The sequence below is a fragment of the Wolbachia endosymbiont (group A) of Urophora cardui genome, from assembly GCF_964028435.1.
Classification (GTDB): Bacteria; Pseudomonadota; Alphaproteobacteria; order Rickettsiales; family Anaplasmataceae; genus Wolbachia.
Genome location: NZ_OZ034774.1, coordinates 809,511 through 828,174, shown reverse-complemented (window position 1 = coordinate 828,174; position 18,664 = coordinate 809,511). Strand labels below are relative to the sequence as shown.

Genomic DNA, 18,664 nt, shown 5'->3' with positions numbered 1-18,664 from the left:
TCGGATGACAAAAAAAGAGCACTGGGATGACAGGAGATACCGTCTTGTTAGTCAACAAAAAAATTATAAAAATTTCCCAAGTTGCATCATAAAATCAAAAAATACTTCCAATTGTGTAACAGTACACAGATTATAGTTAGTGGATATGTTGATAAGTAAATTAGTTTTATACGCACAAAACAGATGAAGTTTACTTATCAACATATCCACTAACCAACAACATTCAATAAATTTGTGTAAGATACCACTTTACATAAGATAGATGATAGGAAGCATTTTTGATTTTAAAGTACTAAACCTTCAGTCAACCTCCTAGCCCTGTAGTTTTTGATATGGTTAGGATCAAAAGCACTTTTGGATGTCAGAATACCGAAAATGATATGGAGTAGCTTACGCATTGCAGCACCAACGATGGCCATATTATGCTTACCCTTTTCCTTTAATCTTTGGCAAAAGCTCATAATGATAGGATTGTGATTCTTAGCTACTATGGCAGGAAAGAAAAGTGCCTTACGTAATGTTTGTGAACCGGATTTACTTAATCTGGGTTTGGCATATACAGAGGAACCTGACGTCATATTTCGTGGTATAACTCCTGTATATGCTGCCAATTGCCTGGCATCTCTAAAAACCTCTATATCAGAAACTTCAGCTAAAATAGCTATTGCTGATTCTTCTCCTATGCCTGGAATAGTCAATAGAAGTTGAAAATTTTCCAACAATTCTTTGTGTTGATTTAATAGTTCACGTACGGAGTTTTTTATTGTTTCTATTTTTTGAGCTATATTCATTGCAAGGTCTTCCCAAGCATTTGCAACTTCTTTAGGCAGTCTCTCTTTTTTTTCTAAGTGGTTATTTACTAATGTTAACTCATCTTTTAACGCAACTGAGCAACGATAAAGATGTTTTAATTTTTTCATTTCAGGAGAAGGTGGTGTCCAACTAGAAGGTTCCTGTCTTTGGCAATAATCAGCAATAACTTCTGCATCGGTCTGATCATTCTTTTGTCGTATCAGCTTACTCCTTGCATAAGATTTTATGCAATAAGGATTTACAACACTTACAAAATGTCCAGCATTGTGTAGAAATTCAGCCAGTGCTTCGCTATAACAACCAGTAGATTCCATGCAGGTTTTTACTTTTTCTACATTATGTTTGTGTAGAAAATTCAGTAGACTTTGAAACCATCGTTCTTAAAGCTTCTTTTTCTAGTTTCACGCTTTCCTTTTTTGCTTATAAATGAGAGAAAAACATCAAAGCGATCTTTTGATATATCTATGCCCAAAAAGTTGTTGATCATATATAACCCCATACGTTACCATTAAAAATGAAAAGTAAGGCTAGTCTTGTGAATACAGAATTAGAACCATTCAGGTCTTTCTACGATACCGTCCAGCCTATACTTTTGAGAAGGGAATTCTTATCTCCTCTACAGATTTTATATCTAAGAAGAAGCACAGAGTTCCTCCCTTCTCCACCTAATGCTTAAGCTTAAAACATTAGATGCTTTTGACAAGATACAAGAAGGGGCTACTCGGATAACAAGAAAGAGGCTACTCGGATGACACCCTGACAACCGTCATCCCGCTGCTTGTTAGCGGGATCTATGTTAAGAGATACCGCGAATGAATCGCGGTATGACGTAGGAATGAATCGCGGTATGACGTAGGACTGCTGTCATCCCAGTGCCCAGACACTGGGATCCAGTTTTCCATATAATCTCATCGAAAATGTTGTAACCACTTTCTATGCTAGTTTGCTTGCTTACAAGCAAACTTTTCTGGATCCCAGTGTCGGAGCACTGGGATGACATCATAGGGGCACTGGGATGACAGGAGAAGGAGGCTACTTGCATGACACCATTCTTTTTCCTGAATCCAAGTAGTCAAGCTACTCGGATGACACCATTTACAACCACTCCCCTACCCTTTCTAGCTGTTTATAGCTATTAAATCTCAGGAATTTATCAAAATATGGAGAGGCAATAAAGGGTGTGGAATTACTTAAATAATTAGATAAAAAACCAGGCAGATCATTTTTTAATTCTTGCATTTTGTATCTATAATTTTGTATAGAAATAACTTTTATTTTATCATAATCAAGTTTCCAATAAGCAAGTTCTGAAACTTCTCTTTTTGTTATATGTTCTACCGCTAAGGCTTGCAAAATTAACTGTGGAAAAAACCCCGACATCACTTCTTCGTTGGAAGGTGGTGAACCAAGTTTATAGTCTATAATTGCTACTTGCCCACTTGGTAGATACTCAACTCTATCACATCTTGCTGTCAGTAAAATTTCTTGTGGGATCAGATCTCTATTTGTCATCCAAGCAGTTTCATACTGGGATACATCATCACAAGAAATATAGATTCCAGCGTCACGCGCTGGAATATGAAATATCGGACAGGTAAAACTCTTTTCCAACTCAACATAATTGCTTCGAGTTTCATCAAATTCGACAAAAGATTGAATTATCCTTTGCAGTCTTACCCACCACATATTTGAAAAATTAAACTGACTAGTCGAGAATGCTTTTCGTGCAATGCTCATTGGCGACTTTTTGTTGCGTAAATATCTTGCAAGAATGTTGTGCACCATAGTGCCAAATTCCAATATCGATGGCTTAAAATTCAAGTCTCTTAATTGTTTAAGGCCCAGTATATATTCAACGTAAAATGAATAAGGATTACGAATTAGCTTTTCTATTGCACTGCAAGACATCACCTGCATTTTTTCTTTTCTAACTTCGGTTTGAGGTTTTGGCATAGGCTGAGTACATGGAACAGTACATTCAGGCGTATTTAATATCCTCAGCCAATCGCGATACGGCTGTTTCCCCTCCTTGAGCAGAATTTCCAAACGCTGCAATAGAATTGGTTTTCTATGGCTTAGCGATCTTGTAATATAAACCTTACTTGCACAAAACAAATTGTGTAAAGTATAAAAAAAATACCCCTGCTCTTCTTGCGCAGAAGGAAGGTTAAATTTTTCTCTCGTAAGTGCATTCAAAAGCGGACTTTGAAAGCTTGGCGCTTCATTAAATCCAGCGAGTATTACAACTTTGTTGTGATATAAGCTGAATTTATTCAAGTCATTTGCTACAGAGAAAAACTCTTTCTCTAAAAATAAGGTCAGAATTTGGCTATATAACTCTAAGGAGCACTTAATTTCTATACCCTCACATGCATTCAAGAAATTACAGGTGAAATTACCTATTTCACTATTTAGCTCTGAAAAATTTATACCAGATAGCACATTAATACACTGCAAATGAGTTGCCACCACATCAGAAATAGGGCAATTTATAGAGTTAAGTAAAAGATTAAGTATAGCCTCTAACCTATTGATAATAAGCAATATATCCTCTTTATGTTTTAGCTTTTTATAGGTATTAATAGCATCTATAATATCTTTAAGGCCATTTGTACTAAAGTTGCGTAATATCTCTATTTCAAATTCAGATAAAATCCGAGTGTACTCTTCTTGAGTGTAACCAAAAGTCACTAGCCTATGTTTAAGGAGCGAAAGTAATGACACACTGCTCCAATTTGAGGTCAAAACTTCGATACTATAAAGTAGGAGTGTTATATAAGGATAATTTTCTGGTATGGCACTGTGTTGCCTTGATAAACATGCTATACGAGCTGCAAGTAATTTATCAAAGACAACCAAAGAAACGTTTTCATAACCTTCATTCTCTATAATTAATGATGTCACTTGTGCTTCTTCCTCTCTGGAATCACAAGTGATGACTTCAATATTGCCAATATGTCCATTACTAACTTTGCTTAGATCGGCAGTTGTATCAAAAATGTAATCTAGATATTCCTCAGGACTTCCTGTTATCCCAGCCCTTTCTTCTGTCATCCCAGTGCTTGACACTGGGATCCAGTTTTCATTATACAGCCACCTGGTGCGCTCATTTAAAGTTAAGTTTTCTGGATCCCAGTGTCTGGGCACTGGAGAACACGCTTCTGGCAGAAAACTCACATCTCTTCTATCTACATTTAAATAATCGAGTAGATCTTTCAGGCAATATTGATAATGTTTTTTATCAAGTGATTGCCAATCTTTCTCTTTAATTTTCAAATTCAGATTAGGAAAAATTATTTTTCCAAACGGCAGGTCATATATAGCCTTAATTAACGACTTATCCTTTCCAATTCCAACAAAGATTATATGTTGGTCTTTTTGTAAAGAGATTATCATATTGTTTATGTAATCACTCTTATGTTCTAATATATCTACTACTCCTAAATCTTTTAAAATTTTATTCCAACTCTCAATGAGTAAGCTTATGAAATTCTCTATTTTTTTTGAATGTTCATCGAATTGATAACAATCCGTTGTTTGGGTAGATTGAATTTTATCAAGCAATGATGGCAGGCTATAAGCTAAATCAATGGGGAAATTATCATTATTTTTTCTATTCCACTCCAATATGAATTGAATGAGTAGCAGCGTCCTCTTTGTTGGATTGATAACTTTAACTCTATCAAGATTTAATATTAAATCCTCTTCATCAATGTTTTCCAGTGAAACTATCTCTGGCAAAATTATGCATTTTTTAGCGTTATAATTCTTGAACGCACTCAGCAGCGCTATTACATCCCTTTTGCAGGGAAGTATGATCTTTATCTCGGGAATTTTTTCTCTTTCATATTCAGAAAATATGTGCTGAACCAATACATTGAAAAAGGACTCATCCACATTAACGGTAAAAACTCTTCCCACTAACAGTAACAATTAATACAATATTTTATTATATAGAAATCACTCAAAATATAAATGTGCTCGCAGTTTCTTATGCTATGATATATTAAAGTCTTTCACAATATTACATGGCAAACATCAGAATAGAAGTTTTAAATAAATGTGAACAAGTTGGCCGCAGAAGGGTAGTTAATGTTTACTTGATTTACATAAGCAAAGAATTACCATCAAAATTACATGAAGAAATTTGTGGGCTATTTTATAATAAAGTCATACAAGACTGCCGTTATTATTCCTACAATGAAAACCTTCAATATGACTTCATAGAACCACAAGCAAAGTGGGGCTTGGAAATAAGCTTTTTACCTGGCATGACTGACAATGTGGGCAACACAGCGAAACAAATTGTTAGAGAGTATTTAATTAGCAAGGGCCACATTGATGAAGGCGTTCATATCAAAGCAAGAAGTTCAAAGCTGATTTTGGGTAAAGGAAGCATGCCAACCGAAGATGATATAAAGCAAGAATTCAACCCTATCACTGAATATTGCACACTTATCTGTAAGAACTATAGCTGGAAATATTATGGTAAATCGAATACAACACCTGGTGTCATCCCAGTGCCCCGACACTGGGATCCAGAAAATTTCAAGCAATTGTATAATGCAAACTGGATTCCAGTGTCAAGCACTGGAATGACAGAAGGTAGGGTTGGGATGACAGAGGATAGTACTAAGTCTGTTGACCTCAATGTGAGTGACCAAGAGCTTGAAAAAATCAGCAGAGATGGAATCGATGGTAATGGCACTTTAGGGCTCTCGCTGGCAGCAATGAAAGCTATAAAGGATTACTTTAAAAAACTCGGTAGAAATCCATATGATATTGAACTTGAGTCTCTGGCACAGACTTGGTCTGAACATTGTAAACACAATATTTTTTGCTCCCCTATTGATGAAATAAAAGACGGTCTATATGCTCATTATATTAAGCGTGCAACGCGTGAGATAAATTCTGACATATGCGTGTCAGTTTTCTCCGACAACGCAGGAGGAATAATTTTTGATGACGATTACTTGATTGTCGATAAAGTTGAAACTCACAATAGCCCTTCAGCTCTTGATCCATTTGGTGGAGCAATGACCGGAGTGCTTGGAGTTAATCGTGATATAGTGGGTTTCGGGAAAGGCGCGGAGCCTATAATGAATACCTATTACTTTTGCTTTGCCAAAGAAGCAAAAGGCAAATTTTATAGGGACAAGGAGCGCACTGATGAGATCTTACCGCCAAAATATATAATGAAAGAAGTGATTCATGGCGTTAATGTTGCTGGTAACTGTTCTGGCATTCCAACGCAACTTGGATCGGTATATTTTGACGATAGATTTTGTGGCAAGCCATTAGTCTTTGTTGGAAGTGTCGGAATTATTCCACGCAATATAAATAATGCACCTTCACACATTAAAGGACCAAAAAATGGCGATAAAATCGTAATTATTGGTGGAAGAGTTGGAAGAGATGGAATTCACGGTGCAACGTTTTCTTCAGAGGCTTTGTCGGGAAACAGCCCTTCAACGATCGTGCAAATTGGTGACCCCATAACACAAAAAAAACTATCCAATGCCGTCATAAAAGCAAGAGATCTTGGTCTTTATAATGCAATAACGGATAATGGAGCAGGCGGTCTATCATCGTCTATTGGTGAAATGGGAAAAGACGGATTTGAAGTTGATTTGAGCAAGGTTCTCCTTAAAAACGATGGTATGGCTCCGTGGGAAATATGGATATCAGAATCACAAGAGAGAATGACTTTAGCAGTGCCAGAAGAAAATTTTCCTGCGTTTAAGCAAATCATGAAAAAACATGATGTGGAGGTTTGTGTGATTGGAGAGTTTAATGAGAGTGGTAAAGCTGTTGTTAAATGTCCTGAAGGGACAGTAATAATGGATATGGAAACTGAATTTTTGCATGACGGTAATCCCAAAGTGCATTTACAAACAAAGCCATGGTCTAAGGAGCCTGCTGTCATTCCGGAACCCTCTCCTGTCATCCCAACACTCTTCCCTGTCATCCCAGTGCTTTACACTGGGATCCAGCAGGCTGAGCCTGCAAACATTTTATGCAAAAACCCATCCAACGGTGGAATTGAATGTGAAATGGATTCCAGTGTCAAGCACTGGAATGACACCTTTGCATTAAAAAAAATGCTAAGCAGACCAAACATATGCAGCAAAGAGTTCATAGTGGTGCAATATGACCATGAGGTTCAGGGGTCGTCAATACTGAAACCACTGCAAGGCAAGGGAAGAGTATGCAGTGAAGCTGTTGTCTCGAGGCCAGTCCTTTCTTCAAACAAAGGTGTTGTAAAATCGCAGGGATTTGGCTCAAGTTATGGAGAAATTGACACTTATCACATGGCAGCATGTGCGATTGACACTGCAATACGCAACTACGTAGCTGCAGGAGGAAATATAAATCATCTAGCGTTGCTCGACAATTTTTGCTGGTGCGATGCTTATAATCCAGAAAGGCTATGGCAGCTAAAGAGAGCTGCAGAGGCTTGTTACGACTTTGCAACTGCATTTAAAACGCCATTCATATCCGGAAAAGACAGTATGTTCAATGACTTCAAGGGATATGACGAAAATGGCGAGAAAGTGATGATATCTGCACCACCTTCATTACTCATTTCAGCAATTGGAGTTATAGAAAATATTGAAAATGCGGTATCGCTTGATGTGAAAATGCCAGGGGACTTGATATATGTGCTTGGTACAACCCACGATGAGCTTGGTAGATCTGAATATCAGTTATATAGTGGAATAGATAATAACAACGTGCCAAAAGTTGATGCAAAGAGCGCTAGGAAGTTGTATGAGCGTTACAACCAGGCAATAAAAGATGGCATAATTGCCTCTGCAATTGCACCAAACTTAGGCGGCTTAATTATTGCTCTGGCAAAATCGCTAATTGCAGGAGACCTTGGTGCTGAAATCGATCTTTCACTAGTACCAATAGGAAAAACACAAAATACAGACATAATAAACAAGATAATAATGTTTTCTGAATCGCAAAGTAGAATTTTGGTTACTATTGCACCACAAAATCAGCAGAGGTTTGAAGCGTTGTTTGAAGATGCGGCTTATTCATGTATTGGCAAAGTAACAGAGAAAAAGGTGCTAAACATAAAGGATGTTTTAAAAGTAAATCTGAAAGATTTGGGAAATAGTTATTATATAGCTAAAGTAACTTAGGTTTACAGACGATTTGATAAACGACAAACTCGTCATCCCGCTGCTTGTTAGCGGCCGCGGCGGTATGACGTAGGAAAACCTTTCTTGGGTAGCTATAGCATGTCAGTTTAAAATGTTTTTTTTCCATTAGGTTAAATAACTCTTTCACTATGTGCAATATTTACTTAAAATAAATGTATGTCATTAAATTTGGGTAGGTAGTTATGTCTATTTTACTGACACTCTTATTTATCAGTCTTTCTTTACTCAACGCTTCAAATAAATTGATGATATGTGCTGCTTTATTTATAGGAGCTGCTTTAGTTGTAAATTCAATGGTTGAATTTTATGGCAAAGAAAAAGCTACGTATAGCTTAATAGTGTGTACAGCGCTATGCTGTATTTTAAAATGGCAAAGTTTTAGTTTGATGATATTGACTTCATATGCTGCAATTTTAGTATCTCTTCTCTCGAGCATAATTGTTTTTGAAAAATTGAAGTCCAAGTTGAATTTTCATATGGCAAATTTCATTACTTTAATTATGGCATCAGTAATTGATAGTGCCGTTGTATGTGTTGGATTACTATACAAATTTTCTGCAGGTAAATGCTTAGCAATATATATTAGAGATTTAATTTTTAAGTTTTCTTATGCGTCAGTATTAAGCATCTGCTTGTTTGTAGGAATGTATTTATTTTGCTTGGCAAACAAGAAGTATTTTAAGATTTCCACATAACCTGTTTTCTGATATAGCTAAACTGACTTTGGGTCCTGGGGATGTATTTGGTGCATAACAACAGTTTAGAATTTATAGGTAGTAGATTTGCCCTAAGACTCTAACACAAGTTGTACAGCCCTACGTCATACCGCCCGGTATCTCAGCATAGATTCCGCTAACAAGTAGCGGAATGACGATTTACCAAACGCTGCCTAATTTTCCGTAACAGTTGAAAAAATCAATAGAAAATCAACATATCACTGTAAATTCATGTATTTTAAGGCTATAATGGTTAAAATACGTTATATAGTATAATATGGACGATTTTATAAGAGTTAAGGGTGCAAGGGAACATAATCTGCAAGGTATAGATGTCAATATACCGAAAAATAAGCTAGTTGTTATAACTGGGCTAAGTGGTTCTGGTAAATCTAGTCTCGCATTTGATACGATTTATGCAGAAGGCCAACGCCGATACGTTGAAAGCCTATCAGCTTACGCGCGTCAATTTCTCAACATTCAGGATAAACCAGATGTTGAGTCGATTACAGGTCTTTCCCCTGCAATATCTATCAACCAGAAATCGATCTCAAAAAATCCAAGGTCAACAGTTGGAACTGTTACCGAAATTTACGATTACTTGCGCTTAGTATATGCACGAATAGGGGTTCCTTATTCACCTGCAACTGGATTACCGATAACAAAGCAAACTGTATCTCAAATTGTAGATACTATAATTGCGTTACCTTTAGAAACTAAAATATATATACTTGCCCCTGTTGTGCGTGGTAGAAAGGGAGAACATCTCAAAGAGATATTGGAAATTAAAAGACAAGGTTACGTAAGGTTCAAAATAGATGGTGAAGTGTACAATGTAGATGACTTGCCTAAACTTGATAAGAACAAGAAACACGACATTTTTGTGGTTGCAGATAGAATATCAATATTGGGCGATATAGGAAATCGACTGCCAAGTAGTATAGAATCCGCACTAAAACTTGGTAATGGTCTAATGTATGTAGAAGTAGTAAACCTACCTGACAACCATAATTCCGAGTATAAAAATGGTCAAATTCTGACTTTTTCAGAGAATTTTGCATGCCCCGAGTCTGGTTTCACTCTTGAGGAAATAGAACCAAGATTATTTTCTTTTAACAGCCCTTACGGTGCATGTGGTTCGTGTAATGGGCTTGGTAAAAAGCTGGCTGTTGATGTAAAGCTGATAGTGCCAGATGAAACTCTTTCAATATCTGAGGGTGCTTTAAAGCCAGTAGGACCAATGTTCCGTCAAGTGCACACAAGTTATGGATTTCTAAAAAGTGCAATTCTATCACTGGCTGAAAATTGTAAATTTAGCCTTGATGTTCCGTGGAAGAACATAGATCAAGAAGTAAAAGATATGATACTCTTTGGCTCTAATAAATTTCAAGGTTTGATCAGTATCTTGGAGAACCAGATGGATTATGATGAAACGCTTGTTGAGCGATACTGCTCTGTTATTCATTGTAAGGAATGTACTGGCCATAGATTGAGAAAAGAAGCACTCACAGTGAAAATTGATAGCAGACATATAGGTGAAATATCAGGGCTCAGCATCGATAAATCCCTTAAGTGGTTTGAAAATTTGCCAGACAAGCTCACAGAACAACAGAAGCAAATCTCAAGTAAAATATTAAATGAAATAATCAAGAGGCTAGCATTTCTAAAGAATGTAGGGTTGAATTACCTAACGCTCGATCGAGAATCTAGCACTCTCTCTGGCGGTGAGAGTCAGAGGATCAGACTTGCTTCGCAAATTGGCTCTGGTTTAACAGGAGTGCTGTATGTGCTTGATGAACCCTCGATAGGCCTTCATCAATGCGATAATGATCGGTTAATTGCTACACTGAAAGACTTGAGAGACATGGGTAACACTGTAATCGTTGTTGAGCATGATGAAGATACAATAATGGCTGCTGATTATGCGATTGATATTGGTCCTGGAGCTGGCGTAAATGGTGGAAAAGTTATTGCAGAAGGAACACCAGACCAGGTGCAAAGAAATTCAAGGAGCATAACAGGGCAATATTTGAGTGGAGAGAAAAAAATTTTAATTCCAAGGAGAAGAAAGCAAGCAACTCAGTTCATAAAAGTAATAAATGCATGTGAAAATAACTTAAAAAATGTGAACGTTAAATTTCCTATAGGGAATCTTATTTGTGTTACTGGAATATCAGGAGGGGGAAAATCAAGTTTAGTCATAGAAACGTTATATAAATATTCAGCACATAAGATATATCATTCGTCTGCACGGTATGGTCGGTGTGATAGAATAGAAGGCCTTGAATATATAGATAAAGTTATAGAAGTTGATCAGTCGCCAATTGGTAGAACTCCTGCGTCAAATCCAGCAACATATGTCGGTATGTTTACTCATATAAGAAATTGGTTTGCAGGTCTTTCGGAGTCAAAAGCAAGGGGATATAATATAGGCCGGTTTTCATTTAATACCAGAGGGGGAAGGTGTGAGGCTTGTAAAGGTGATGGGCACTTAAAGATAGAGATGCATTTTCTACCGGACGTTTATGTGAAGTGTGAGCAGTGTAAAGGGCGAAGGTATAATCGTGAAACATTGGAAGTTACTTATAAAGGAAAATCAATCTCTGATGTGCTTGATATGACGATAGATCAGGCTTGTGATTTTTTTGAAAACCTTCCAATGGTAAAAGAAAAGTTGGTTTCTTTGCAGGAAGTGGGGCTTGGCTATATAAAACTCGGACAATCGTCAACAACGTTGTCTGGGGGTGAAGCACAACGAATAAAGCTGTCCAAAGAGCTATCAAAACGATTTACCGGAAGAACATTGTATATTCTTGATGAGCCAACAACTGGATTACACTTTGAAGATATAAATAACTTACTAAAAATACTCCATAGATTAGTCGATCTGGGAAACACTGTTATAGTTATCGAGCACAATTTGCACGTTATAAAAACTGCAGATTATATAATAGACATCGGACCAGAGGGCGGAATAAAAGGCGGAGAAGTGATTGCCACTGGAACTCCAGAAGAAGTGGTAAAAATTCCAGAAAGTGTTACAGGCAGGTATCTTAAAACGTATTTATTATAAACTATTTCTTAATTATATTAGGCTAGGTTGCATATTTATGATTTGGAGAGGGTAATGTCAATATATCAATATTTTAAAAGGTATGCTAAACATGGAATTGTACCTGCTAAGAGAGCAGAAGATTGCACACTAGTTCCAGAAAATAGTTTCTATAAGTCCGTACATTACGTTGATAATGTGCTAGGACCTGTGAAAGATGTAATTTGTGGAGTTGAGAGTAAAGACAATTATAACAAGTATTATAAAAACAATGATAAATGTGAATACGTGGGTTACAGGGCAGAGGAAGTGTTTCCACTTTGTGAACGGGGTGCTTTTCTAGTAGCTAGCATAATATTGCAACCTTTATGTTTGATACTAGCATATTTGTCATACTTCCCAATTAAGTTATTATCAAAAATAACAGGGGACTATTGTTTAAAAGCAAGTACAAAGTCATTAGTTGATCATTCAAATGCATTTTTAAGTGCTGGGCAAGATTGTGCTAGTGCAGTAGCTGAAGTATTTAACAAGATTGTAAGTTATGCTTGCGCTGCTATCATTTGGGCTGCCGCGTCAATGATAACGCCACTTGTGTGGGCTTGCAACAAAGTGCAAAGTAAGTTAAGTGAAATACAGGAGCCAGAAAAACATCAGCTTTTATCTAATAAGTTATAAGTTCTGCTTTTTCAGCAGTGGCTCAGTTTGAATTACATTGAAATGAAATAAAAAGTGAAAGAGTGTAAGCACAAGTTACTTTAGCTATACTATATAAATTTTATAATATATTTAATGAATTGTGAACCTTCTCTTACTAAAAAAAGCTACAAATCTTATATTTCCGAACGTATGCGTAAGTTGCGAATATATCATTGATGAAAATCTTAATCTATGTAGTGAATGCAACAAAAAAATCAATTTTCTAACTAAGCATTACTGCAATGTTTGTGGCGTAGTAATCTCAGACAATATTCATACGTGTGGTAAGTGCATCATCAATCCTCCACCGTTTAAAGTATTAAGATCAGTTTTTGCTTATGATCAACATAGTAAAAACATGATTATAAATTTCAAATTTTTTGATAATTTGAATTACGTAAAAATCTATGCAAAGTGGATACACCAAGCTAATCAGGATACGTTTCAGAACGCAGAGGTCATAATTCCTATACCGTTACATAAAATGCGCTTGTTTAAACATAAATATAATCAAGCAGCATTGCTTGCAAAAGAGTTGAGTAAGTTGTCCAATTTATCCTATACGCCATTTGCAATAAAACGTCTTCGCCATACTGCGCCTCAAGCTGGTCTTTCACTTAAACAGCGTGAAAAAAATTTGAAAAAGGCTTTTAGCATAACCAACAAGAAAATTATCGAAAATAAAATCGTGATATTAGTTGATGATGTGGTAACAACCGGAGCAACTGTAAGATCTTGCTCTCAAGAAATTTTAAACTCCGGTGCAAGAGAAGTGAGAGTGCTATCACTTGCAAGAACGGTGAATGATTGGACCTCTTGCATAAAAAATTAGCAGTCAGTGTCATCCAAGTAGCTTGACTACTTGGATCTATTTTTTTCTAGATTCCAGTGCCAGCGTTACGCACATAGCTGTACGAACATTGTCTACCAGGAGGATGTCATCCCAGTGTCAAGCACTGGGATGACATCACTTTTGCTTCAATATTCGCACATTAGCCACGTCCCTGAACAGATACGGAGGTAAGCCCATTGTGAAAATCAGTATGTTAAGGCATGATTTTTAATAACCTCAACATCACTGAACTCAAAAGTTTGGCTTCCTACAATTTGGAATTTCTCATGTCCTTTTCCTGCAACTAGCAGAATCATACCCTCGTTATAGGCAATATCTACTCCTTTCTCTATAGCTTCTCTTCTATCTTCTATCTCTAGCGCATTAGGGCAATGTAGTAAAATACCACGACGAATTTCTGCAGGATTCCCATCACGCGGATTGTCATCCGTGATTATCACTTTGTCTGCATATATTTGTGCTACTTTACCCATTTCTGCGCGTTTTGTTTGATCACGATTGCCACCACAACCAAAAACTAGAATTATTTTTTTATTGAAGTGCCATTTTAAAGACAATAGGGCTTGTTTAAGCGCACTTGGAGTATGAGCGTAATCCACAAATGCAAAAGGTTTCACTTTTTCCATTCTTCCTGGTGGAGAAACGAGTTTTTCTACGCATATTTCTCTGTAATTCAGTCCAAACGAGGTAACTATACCCATTGCACACAACAGATTATATGCTTGAAATTGCCCCAGAACCGGAAAAAACGTATCATAAATTTCACCACCAATTTTTATTGTAAGGTGTTGACCATTAGGGGTTGGTGTTTGCTCCAATAAAGTAATATCAGAGCCTGTTTTTCCATAGGTGATAATTTTGTTGCTGCGTTTTTCAGCTATCTTAAGCAACGCGTAGTATTCATCTATATCCGCATTTAAAATCGCTGTTTTTCCTTCTGGTAATACCTCGTAAAATAACCTTTTTTTAGTTTCTAAATATTCACCAAGATTTTTATGGTAATCTAAATGATCTTGCGAGAAATTAGTAAAAGCTGCAGCACTCAACTTTAATCCATGGATTCTATATTGATCAATCCCATGACTTGATGCTTCTAACACTAAGTGTTCTACATTTATACCACGCAATGTTGCGTAAAGGTCATCTGCATCTGGAGTGGTAAGACTGTTGCTATTACCTTTTCTACCATTATTGATGCATGTTCCAAGTGTTCCAATAGACGCAGCATTATAGCCAGAGTTTTGCCAGATCTGGCGGCAAAATTCTACTACTGAAGTTTTACCATTCGTACCCGTTACAGCAGCAACATATTTGGGCTGTTTGAATTGATAAAACCTGCTGACTATTTCGCTGTATATTTCTTGAGGATTTGGGTGTTCAAGCACTGCAAAGCTCGAAGTATCTGTCATTCCAGTGCGTGACACTGGAATCCAGTTTTTATTATACAATTGCCTAGTGTGCTCATTTGCAATTAAATTTTCTGGATCCAAGTAGTCAAGCACTGGGATGACATCTTTTTTGGTTCCTTGTATGACAACGTCTACACAGTCGTGTGCGTGATACTGGGATTCAGTAGGAAAAATCTGGATACATGCTGGTTTTCTAGATTCCAGCGTCACGCGCTGGAATGACACCGCAGACACACAAACGAAAAGATAACCTTCCTTGACTCTCTTGGGATTACATGTAACGCCCTTGATTTCAACGTCAAAGTTAACATCAACAATATCATGCAGTAATTCTCTCAGTTTCATGTCCTACTTCATCGTTTTGAAAGTCTAAACATGGTAACCTTTTTAGTGCGTCATTAAGGTCAAAGATTAAATCTTCAGGATCTTCCAGTCCACAAAATATTCGCACGAAACTTCCACCACAATCTGAATTCATTACAGATCTTGACATAGATCTACGATCTACTGGTAATATCAAACTGTCGCACCCTCCCCAAGAAGCACCAATACTAAAAATTTTCATATGATCAACCATGCAGCTTAGTTCTTCACATGAATATTCTCTATCCAGTGCTATACTGAATGTGCCGCTTGCTCCTTTGAAGTAACTTTTCCATAATTCGTGTTGAGGATGGGAGGGAAGTGCTGGATATAAAACCTTTCTAACTTTTTGCTGTGCTTCTAGCCACTTTGCCACTTCCATTGCTGTATTTTGGTGCCTTTTCATACGTGTGTGCAGTGTTCTTAGTCCCCTGTGTGCAAGGTAGCAGTCGTGCGATTGAATGGTTACTCCATAATTTTTATAGCTCTCATAAAGCAATTTAAAAATTTCACCTTCAGCAATAATAGCTCCCATAACTAAATCTGAGTGACCGGCTAGATACTTTGTCACTGAATATAGTGCAACATCAATTCCATAATCAAGCGGCTTAAATAACAAAGGAGTGGCCCATGAATTGTCGCAAACGGTTACGATTCCATGTTCTTTAGCAACTTTTACTATATGCTCTATATTCGAAATCTCAAACATTATAGAACCAGGAGTCTCGATCATTATCAATGAAGTATTACTCTGAATTAAATCAGTTATATCCTGCGTTGGATCATAAAAAGTTACTTCTGTTCCTCTTTTTGGTAGCTCATTTTCTGCAAACCTCCTAAGCCTATAATAACTATTATCTTGAATTAAAACGTGCGAGCCTGCTTTAGTGAAAGTCAAAATAGCAAAAGTAAGTGCAAATAGTCCGGAAGGATAAATAAGCGCTTGTCCACTCCCTTCAATTTCAGCCAGTGCATTTGAAAGATAATGGACAGTAGGAGTACCAACATTACTGTAGCTATAATCCCTTGCAACACCATCGTTGATTACATCGTATATACTTTCTCCATTTGCTGCATTTAAGTAGTCCTTGTAAGTAGGAAATAATATGGTAGAAGAATGATAAACTGGCGGGTTCATAGAACCTTTATAGTCATTAAATTTTCTTCCTGCTTTAACTAATATAGACTCTTCCTTCACATTTTTATTATTTATTTTTTAAATTGTACTCGTTTTGCGTATACAAGTGAAGAGAAATTGCATGTATTAGCTCTATCTCACCCTTCAATAACTCATAAATCAACTTATGTCTTTTTAGAATACTCATTCCAATAAAGCCGTCAGATATTAATATTAATTTAATGTGCGAAGGTAATGTTGAAGATGAAGCAAAATAATAATCAGCATGCTTTGCTGATTCATCGACAATGTTGATATCAATTACATCTATCGAATCGCGTCTCTTTTCTTCTATTGTTTTAATAATATCCATAATGGTTTCTTTAAGCAACAACATGCTCCTCTTGTCATCCAAGTAGCTGACACTGGGATGACAGGAAAAGTGATATAACAATACACCCTTATTTATTCTCTTCCTTATTATCTATGTCTTGATAATCAGAATCTACTACTTTTTCTTCTTTATCATTTGGATTCCCTTCTGATGAAAAGCCATTTCCAGCACTATTTTGTTGTGAGGCATTATACATAGCTTCTCCAAGTTTCATAGATAATTGAGAAAGATTAGTAACTTTCTGCTGGATTGAATCAGCGTCATCAATGTTATCAGATTTACTAACTTCTTTTAATTCGTTAACTGCATTTTCAATAGCAGATTTATCTTCTGGTGAAACTTTATCACCATACTCTGTCAGAGACTTTTCTGTAGAATGAACTAAACTATCCGCTTGATTCTTCACTTCAATAAACTTTTTGCGCTTTTCATCTTCTTGCGCTTTTTCTTCAGCTTCTTTTACCATGCGATTTATTTCATCATCAGATAGACCACCTGAAGATTGAATGCGTATTTTTTGCTCTTTTCCAGTAGCTTTATCTTTTGCAGAAACGTGTGCTATTCCATTTGCATCTATGTCAAATGTTACTTCGATCTGAGGAACTCCACGAGGAGCAGGAGGTATCCCTTCCAAACTAAACTGACCAAGTAGCTTGTTATCAACCGCCAATTTTCTTTCACCTTGATGTACCTTAATTATAACGGCTGTTTGGTTATCTTCTGCAGTTGAAAACACCTGAGATTTTTTAGTAGGAATAGTAGTATTACGTTCAATAAGTGGAGTGAATACTCCTCCTAGAGTCTCAATACCAAGAGAAAGTGGAGTCACGTCAAGTAGTAACACATCTCTTACATCACCTTGAATGATTCCCGCCTGTATTGCAGCTCCAATTGCTACAACTTCATCAGGATTTACTCCTCTATGTGGATCTTTGCCAAAGAATTCTTTAACTTTCTCTATGACTTTTGGCATACGAGTCATGCCACCAACGAGAACCACTTCGCCAATTTGACTAGCAGACAAACCAGCATCCTCAAGAGCTTTTTTACAAGGAGCCATAGTTCTTTCGATTAAACCATTCACTAAGCTTTCAAGTTTTGCTCTCGTTAATTTCATATTTAAGTGTTTTGGACCACTTGCATCAGCTGTAATAAACGGTAGATTTATTTCCGTTTCCATTGCACTTGATAATTCAATTTTCGCTTTTTCAGCAGCTTCTTTGATTCTTTGCATAGCCATTGGATCATTTTTCAAATCAATGCCATTACTTTTCTTGAATTCATCTAGTAAATAACTCACTATTGCGTTATCAAAGTCTTCACCTCCAAGATGAGTGTCACCATTTGTAGCCTTTACTTCAAAAACCCCTTCACCTATTTCAAGTATTGAGACATCAAATGTACCACCACCAAGGTCATATACCACTATTGTGTGCCCATGTTTCTTATCAAGACCATAAGCAAGCGCTGCAGCAGTCGGTTCATTTACTATTCTGAGCACATTTAATCCGGCGATTTTTCCTGCATCTTTTGTTGCTTGACGTTGAGAGTCGTTGAAGTATGCTGGCACTGTTATCACAGCATCTTTTACTTCCTCTCCAAGATAAGCTTCTGCTGCTTCTTTCATGTTTTGTAGTATGAATGCACCAATTTGACTAGGAGAGTATTCTTTATTATCAGTGGTTTTAACCCATGCGTCACCATTTTTTGCTGCAAACACTTTATACGGCACGTTTAGATTTTTCATTTCAGAATCACCGTATTGACGGCCTATTAATCTCTTAGTAGCAAAAAAAGTATTACTTGCATTGGTGGTTGCTTGTCTTTTTGCAGGAGCGCCAATCAACCTTTCTCCTGACGAAGTAAATGCAACTATAGATGGAGTAGTTCTTGCCCCTTCTTTATTTTCTATTACCTTTGTATCCTTGCCCTGCATTATTGCAACACAAGAATTTGTTGTTCCGAGATCTATGCCTATTGCTCTTCCCATAATGAGTACCCCATTGTAAATATTATCTGATATAAGAATATATAAGTATAGGACTTATTAATTACAAGCCCAATTTAGGGTTTCTA

The 18,664-nt window shown here is 36.7% G+C and carries 10 protein-coding genes and 1 pseudogene; 5 read left to right on the top strand and 6 right to left on the bottom strand.

Annotated elements, in window-relative coordinates; all coding sequences use genetic code 11:
• Positions 1-284: 284 nt before the first annotated feature.
• Together ABWU38_RS04010 and ABWU38_RS04005 are read right to left on the bottom strand one after the other, a co-directional pair.
• Positions 285-1,300: pseudogene (locus ABWU38_RS04010) on the bottom strand (IS110 family transposase).
• Between the two features lie 608 nt (positions 1,301-1,908).
• Entirely contained in the window at positions 1,909-4,734 is a 2,826-nt protein-coding gene (locus ABWU38_RS04005) for a WPE palindromic element domain-containing protein (protein ID WP_264687843.1), read from the bottom strand.
• Between the two features lie 107 nt (positions 4,735-4,841).
• Here ABWU38_RS04005 and ABWU38_RS04000 point away from each other — a divergent pair, with 107 nt between their 5' ends.
• From ABWU38_RS04000 to ABWU38_RS03980, 5 genes are all read left to right on the top strand, one after another.
• The gene (locus ABWU38_RS04000; protein ID WP_353272508.1) at positions 4,842-7,964 is read left to right on the top strand and encodes an AIR synthase-related protein; all 3,123 of its coding nucleotides are present in this window, start codon (positions 4,842-4,844) and stop codon (positions 7,962-7,964) included.
• A 203-nt stretch (positions 7,965-8,167) separates the two neighbouring features.
• Complete coding sequence (locus tag ABWU38_RS03995; RefSeq protein ID WP_253309619.1) at positions 8,168-8,680, top strand: hypothetical protein; 513 nt, start codon at positions 8,168-8,170, stop codon at positions 8,678-8,680.
• 298 nt (positions 8,681-8,978) lie between these two features.
• Positions 8,979-11,774, top strand: a complete 2,796-nt coding sequence (uvrA, locus tag ABWU38_RS03990; RefSeq protein ID WP_353272507.1) for an excinuclease ABC subunit UvrA — start codon at positions 8,979-8,981, stop codon at positions 11,772-11,774.
• Positions 11,775-11,828: 54 nt separating this feature from the next.
• Positions 11,829-12,431 carry a hypothetical protein gene (locus tag ABWU38_RS03985; RefSeq protein ID WP_253309617.1) on the top strand — a complete coding sequence of 201 codons (603 nt, stop codon included), beginning with the start codon at positions 11,829-11,831 and terminating at the stop codon, positions 12,429-12,431.
• Positions 12,432-12,552: 121 nt separating this feature from the next.
• The gene (locus ABWU38_RS03980) at positions 12,553-13,284 is read left to right on the top strand and encodes a ComF family protein (RefSeq protein WP_353272506.1); all 732 of its coding nucleotides are present in this window, start codon (positions 12,553-12,555) and stop codon (positions 13,282-13,284) included.
• A 206-nt stretch (positions 13,285-13,490) separates the two neighbouring features.
• Here ABWU38_RS03980 and ABWU38_RS03975 read toward each other — a convergent pair whose 3' ends face one another.
• The 4 genes from ABWU38_RS03975 to dnaK all read right to left on the bottom strand — a co-directional run bounded on the left by ABWU38_RS03975 (position 13,491) and on the right by dnaK (position 18,578).
• Positions 13,491-15,059 (bottom strand): UDP-N-acetylmuramoyl-L-alanyl-D-glutamate--2,6-diaminopimelate ligase, encoded by a 1,569-nt coding sequence (locus ABWU38_RS03975; RefSeq protein ID WP_353272505.1) that lies wholly within the window; start codon positions 15,057-15,059, stop codon positions 13,491-13,493.
• Positions 15,034-16,275 carry a cystathionine beta-lyase gene (gene metC, locus ABWU38_RS03970; protein WP_264687837.1) on the bottom strand — a complete coding sequence of 414 codons (1,242 nt, stop codon included), beginning with the start codon at positions 16,273-16,275 and terminating at the stop codon, positions 15,034-15,036. Before metC ends, ABWU38_RS03975 begins: the two co-directional genes overlap by 26 nt.
• Before the next feature lie 7 nt (positions 16,276-16,282).
• Positions 16,283-16,567 (bottom strand): BolA family protein, encoded by a 285-nt coding sequence (locus ABWU38_RS03965; RefSeq protein ID WP_353272823.1) that lies wholly within the window; start codon positions 16,565-16,567, stop codon positions 16,283-16,285.
• Between the two features lie 88 nt (positions 16,568-16,655).
• Entirely contained in the window at positions 16,656-18,578 is a 1,923-nt protein-coding gene (gene dnaK / locus ABWU38_RS03960; protein WP_353272504.1) for a molecular chaperone DnaK, read from the bottom strand.
• Positions 18,579-18,664: the final 86 nt, after the last annotated feature.

What these genes read in the sequence shown, in the direction of transcription:
- uvrA (WP_353272507.1), top strand. Translation starts at nt 8,979, where the DNA reads ATGGACGATTTTATAAGAGTTAAGGGTGCAAGGGAACATAATCTGCAA.
- ABWU38_RS03975 (WP_353272505.1), bottom strand. Translation starts at nt 15,059, where the DNA reads ATGAAACTGAGAGAATTACTGCATGATATTGTTGATGTTAACTTTGAC.
- ABWU38_RS03965 (WP_353272823.1), bottom strand. Translation starts at nt 16,567, where the DNA reads ATGGATATTATTAAAACAATAGAAGAAAAGAGACGCGATTCGATAGAT.
- dnaK (WP_353272504.1), bottom strand. Translation starts at nt 18,578, where the DNA reads ATGGGAAGAGCAATAGGCATAGATCTCGGAACAACAAATTCTTGTGTT.
- ABWU38_RS03985 (WP_253309617.1), top strand. Translation starts at nt 11,829, where the DNA reads ATGTCAATATATCAATATTTTAAAAGGTATGCTAAACATGGAATTGTA.
- ABWU38_RS03995 (WP_253309619.1), top strand. Translation starts at nt 8,168, where the DNA reads ATGTCTATTTTACTGACACTCTTATTTATCAGTCTTTCTTTACTCAAC.
- ABWU38_RS04000 (WP_353272508.1), top strand. Translation starts at nt 4,842, where the DNA reads ATGGCAAACATCAGAATAGAAGTTTTAAATAAATGTGAACAAGTTGGC.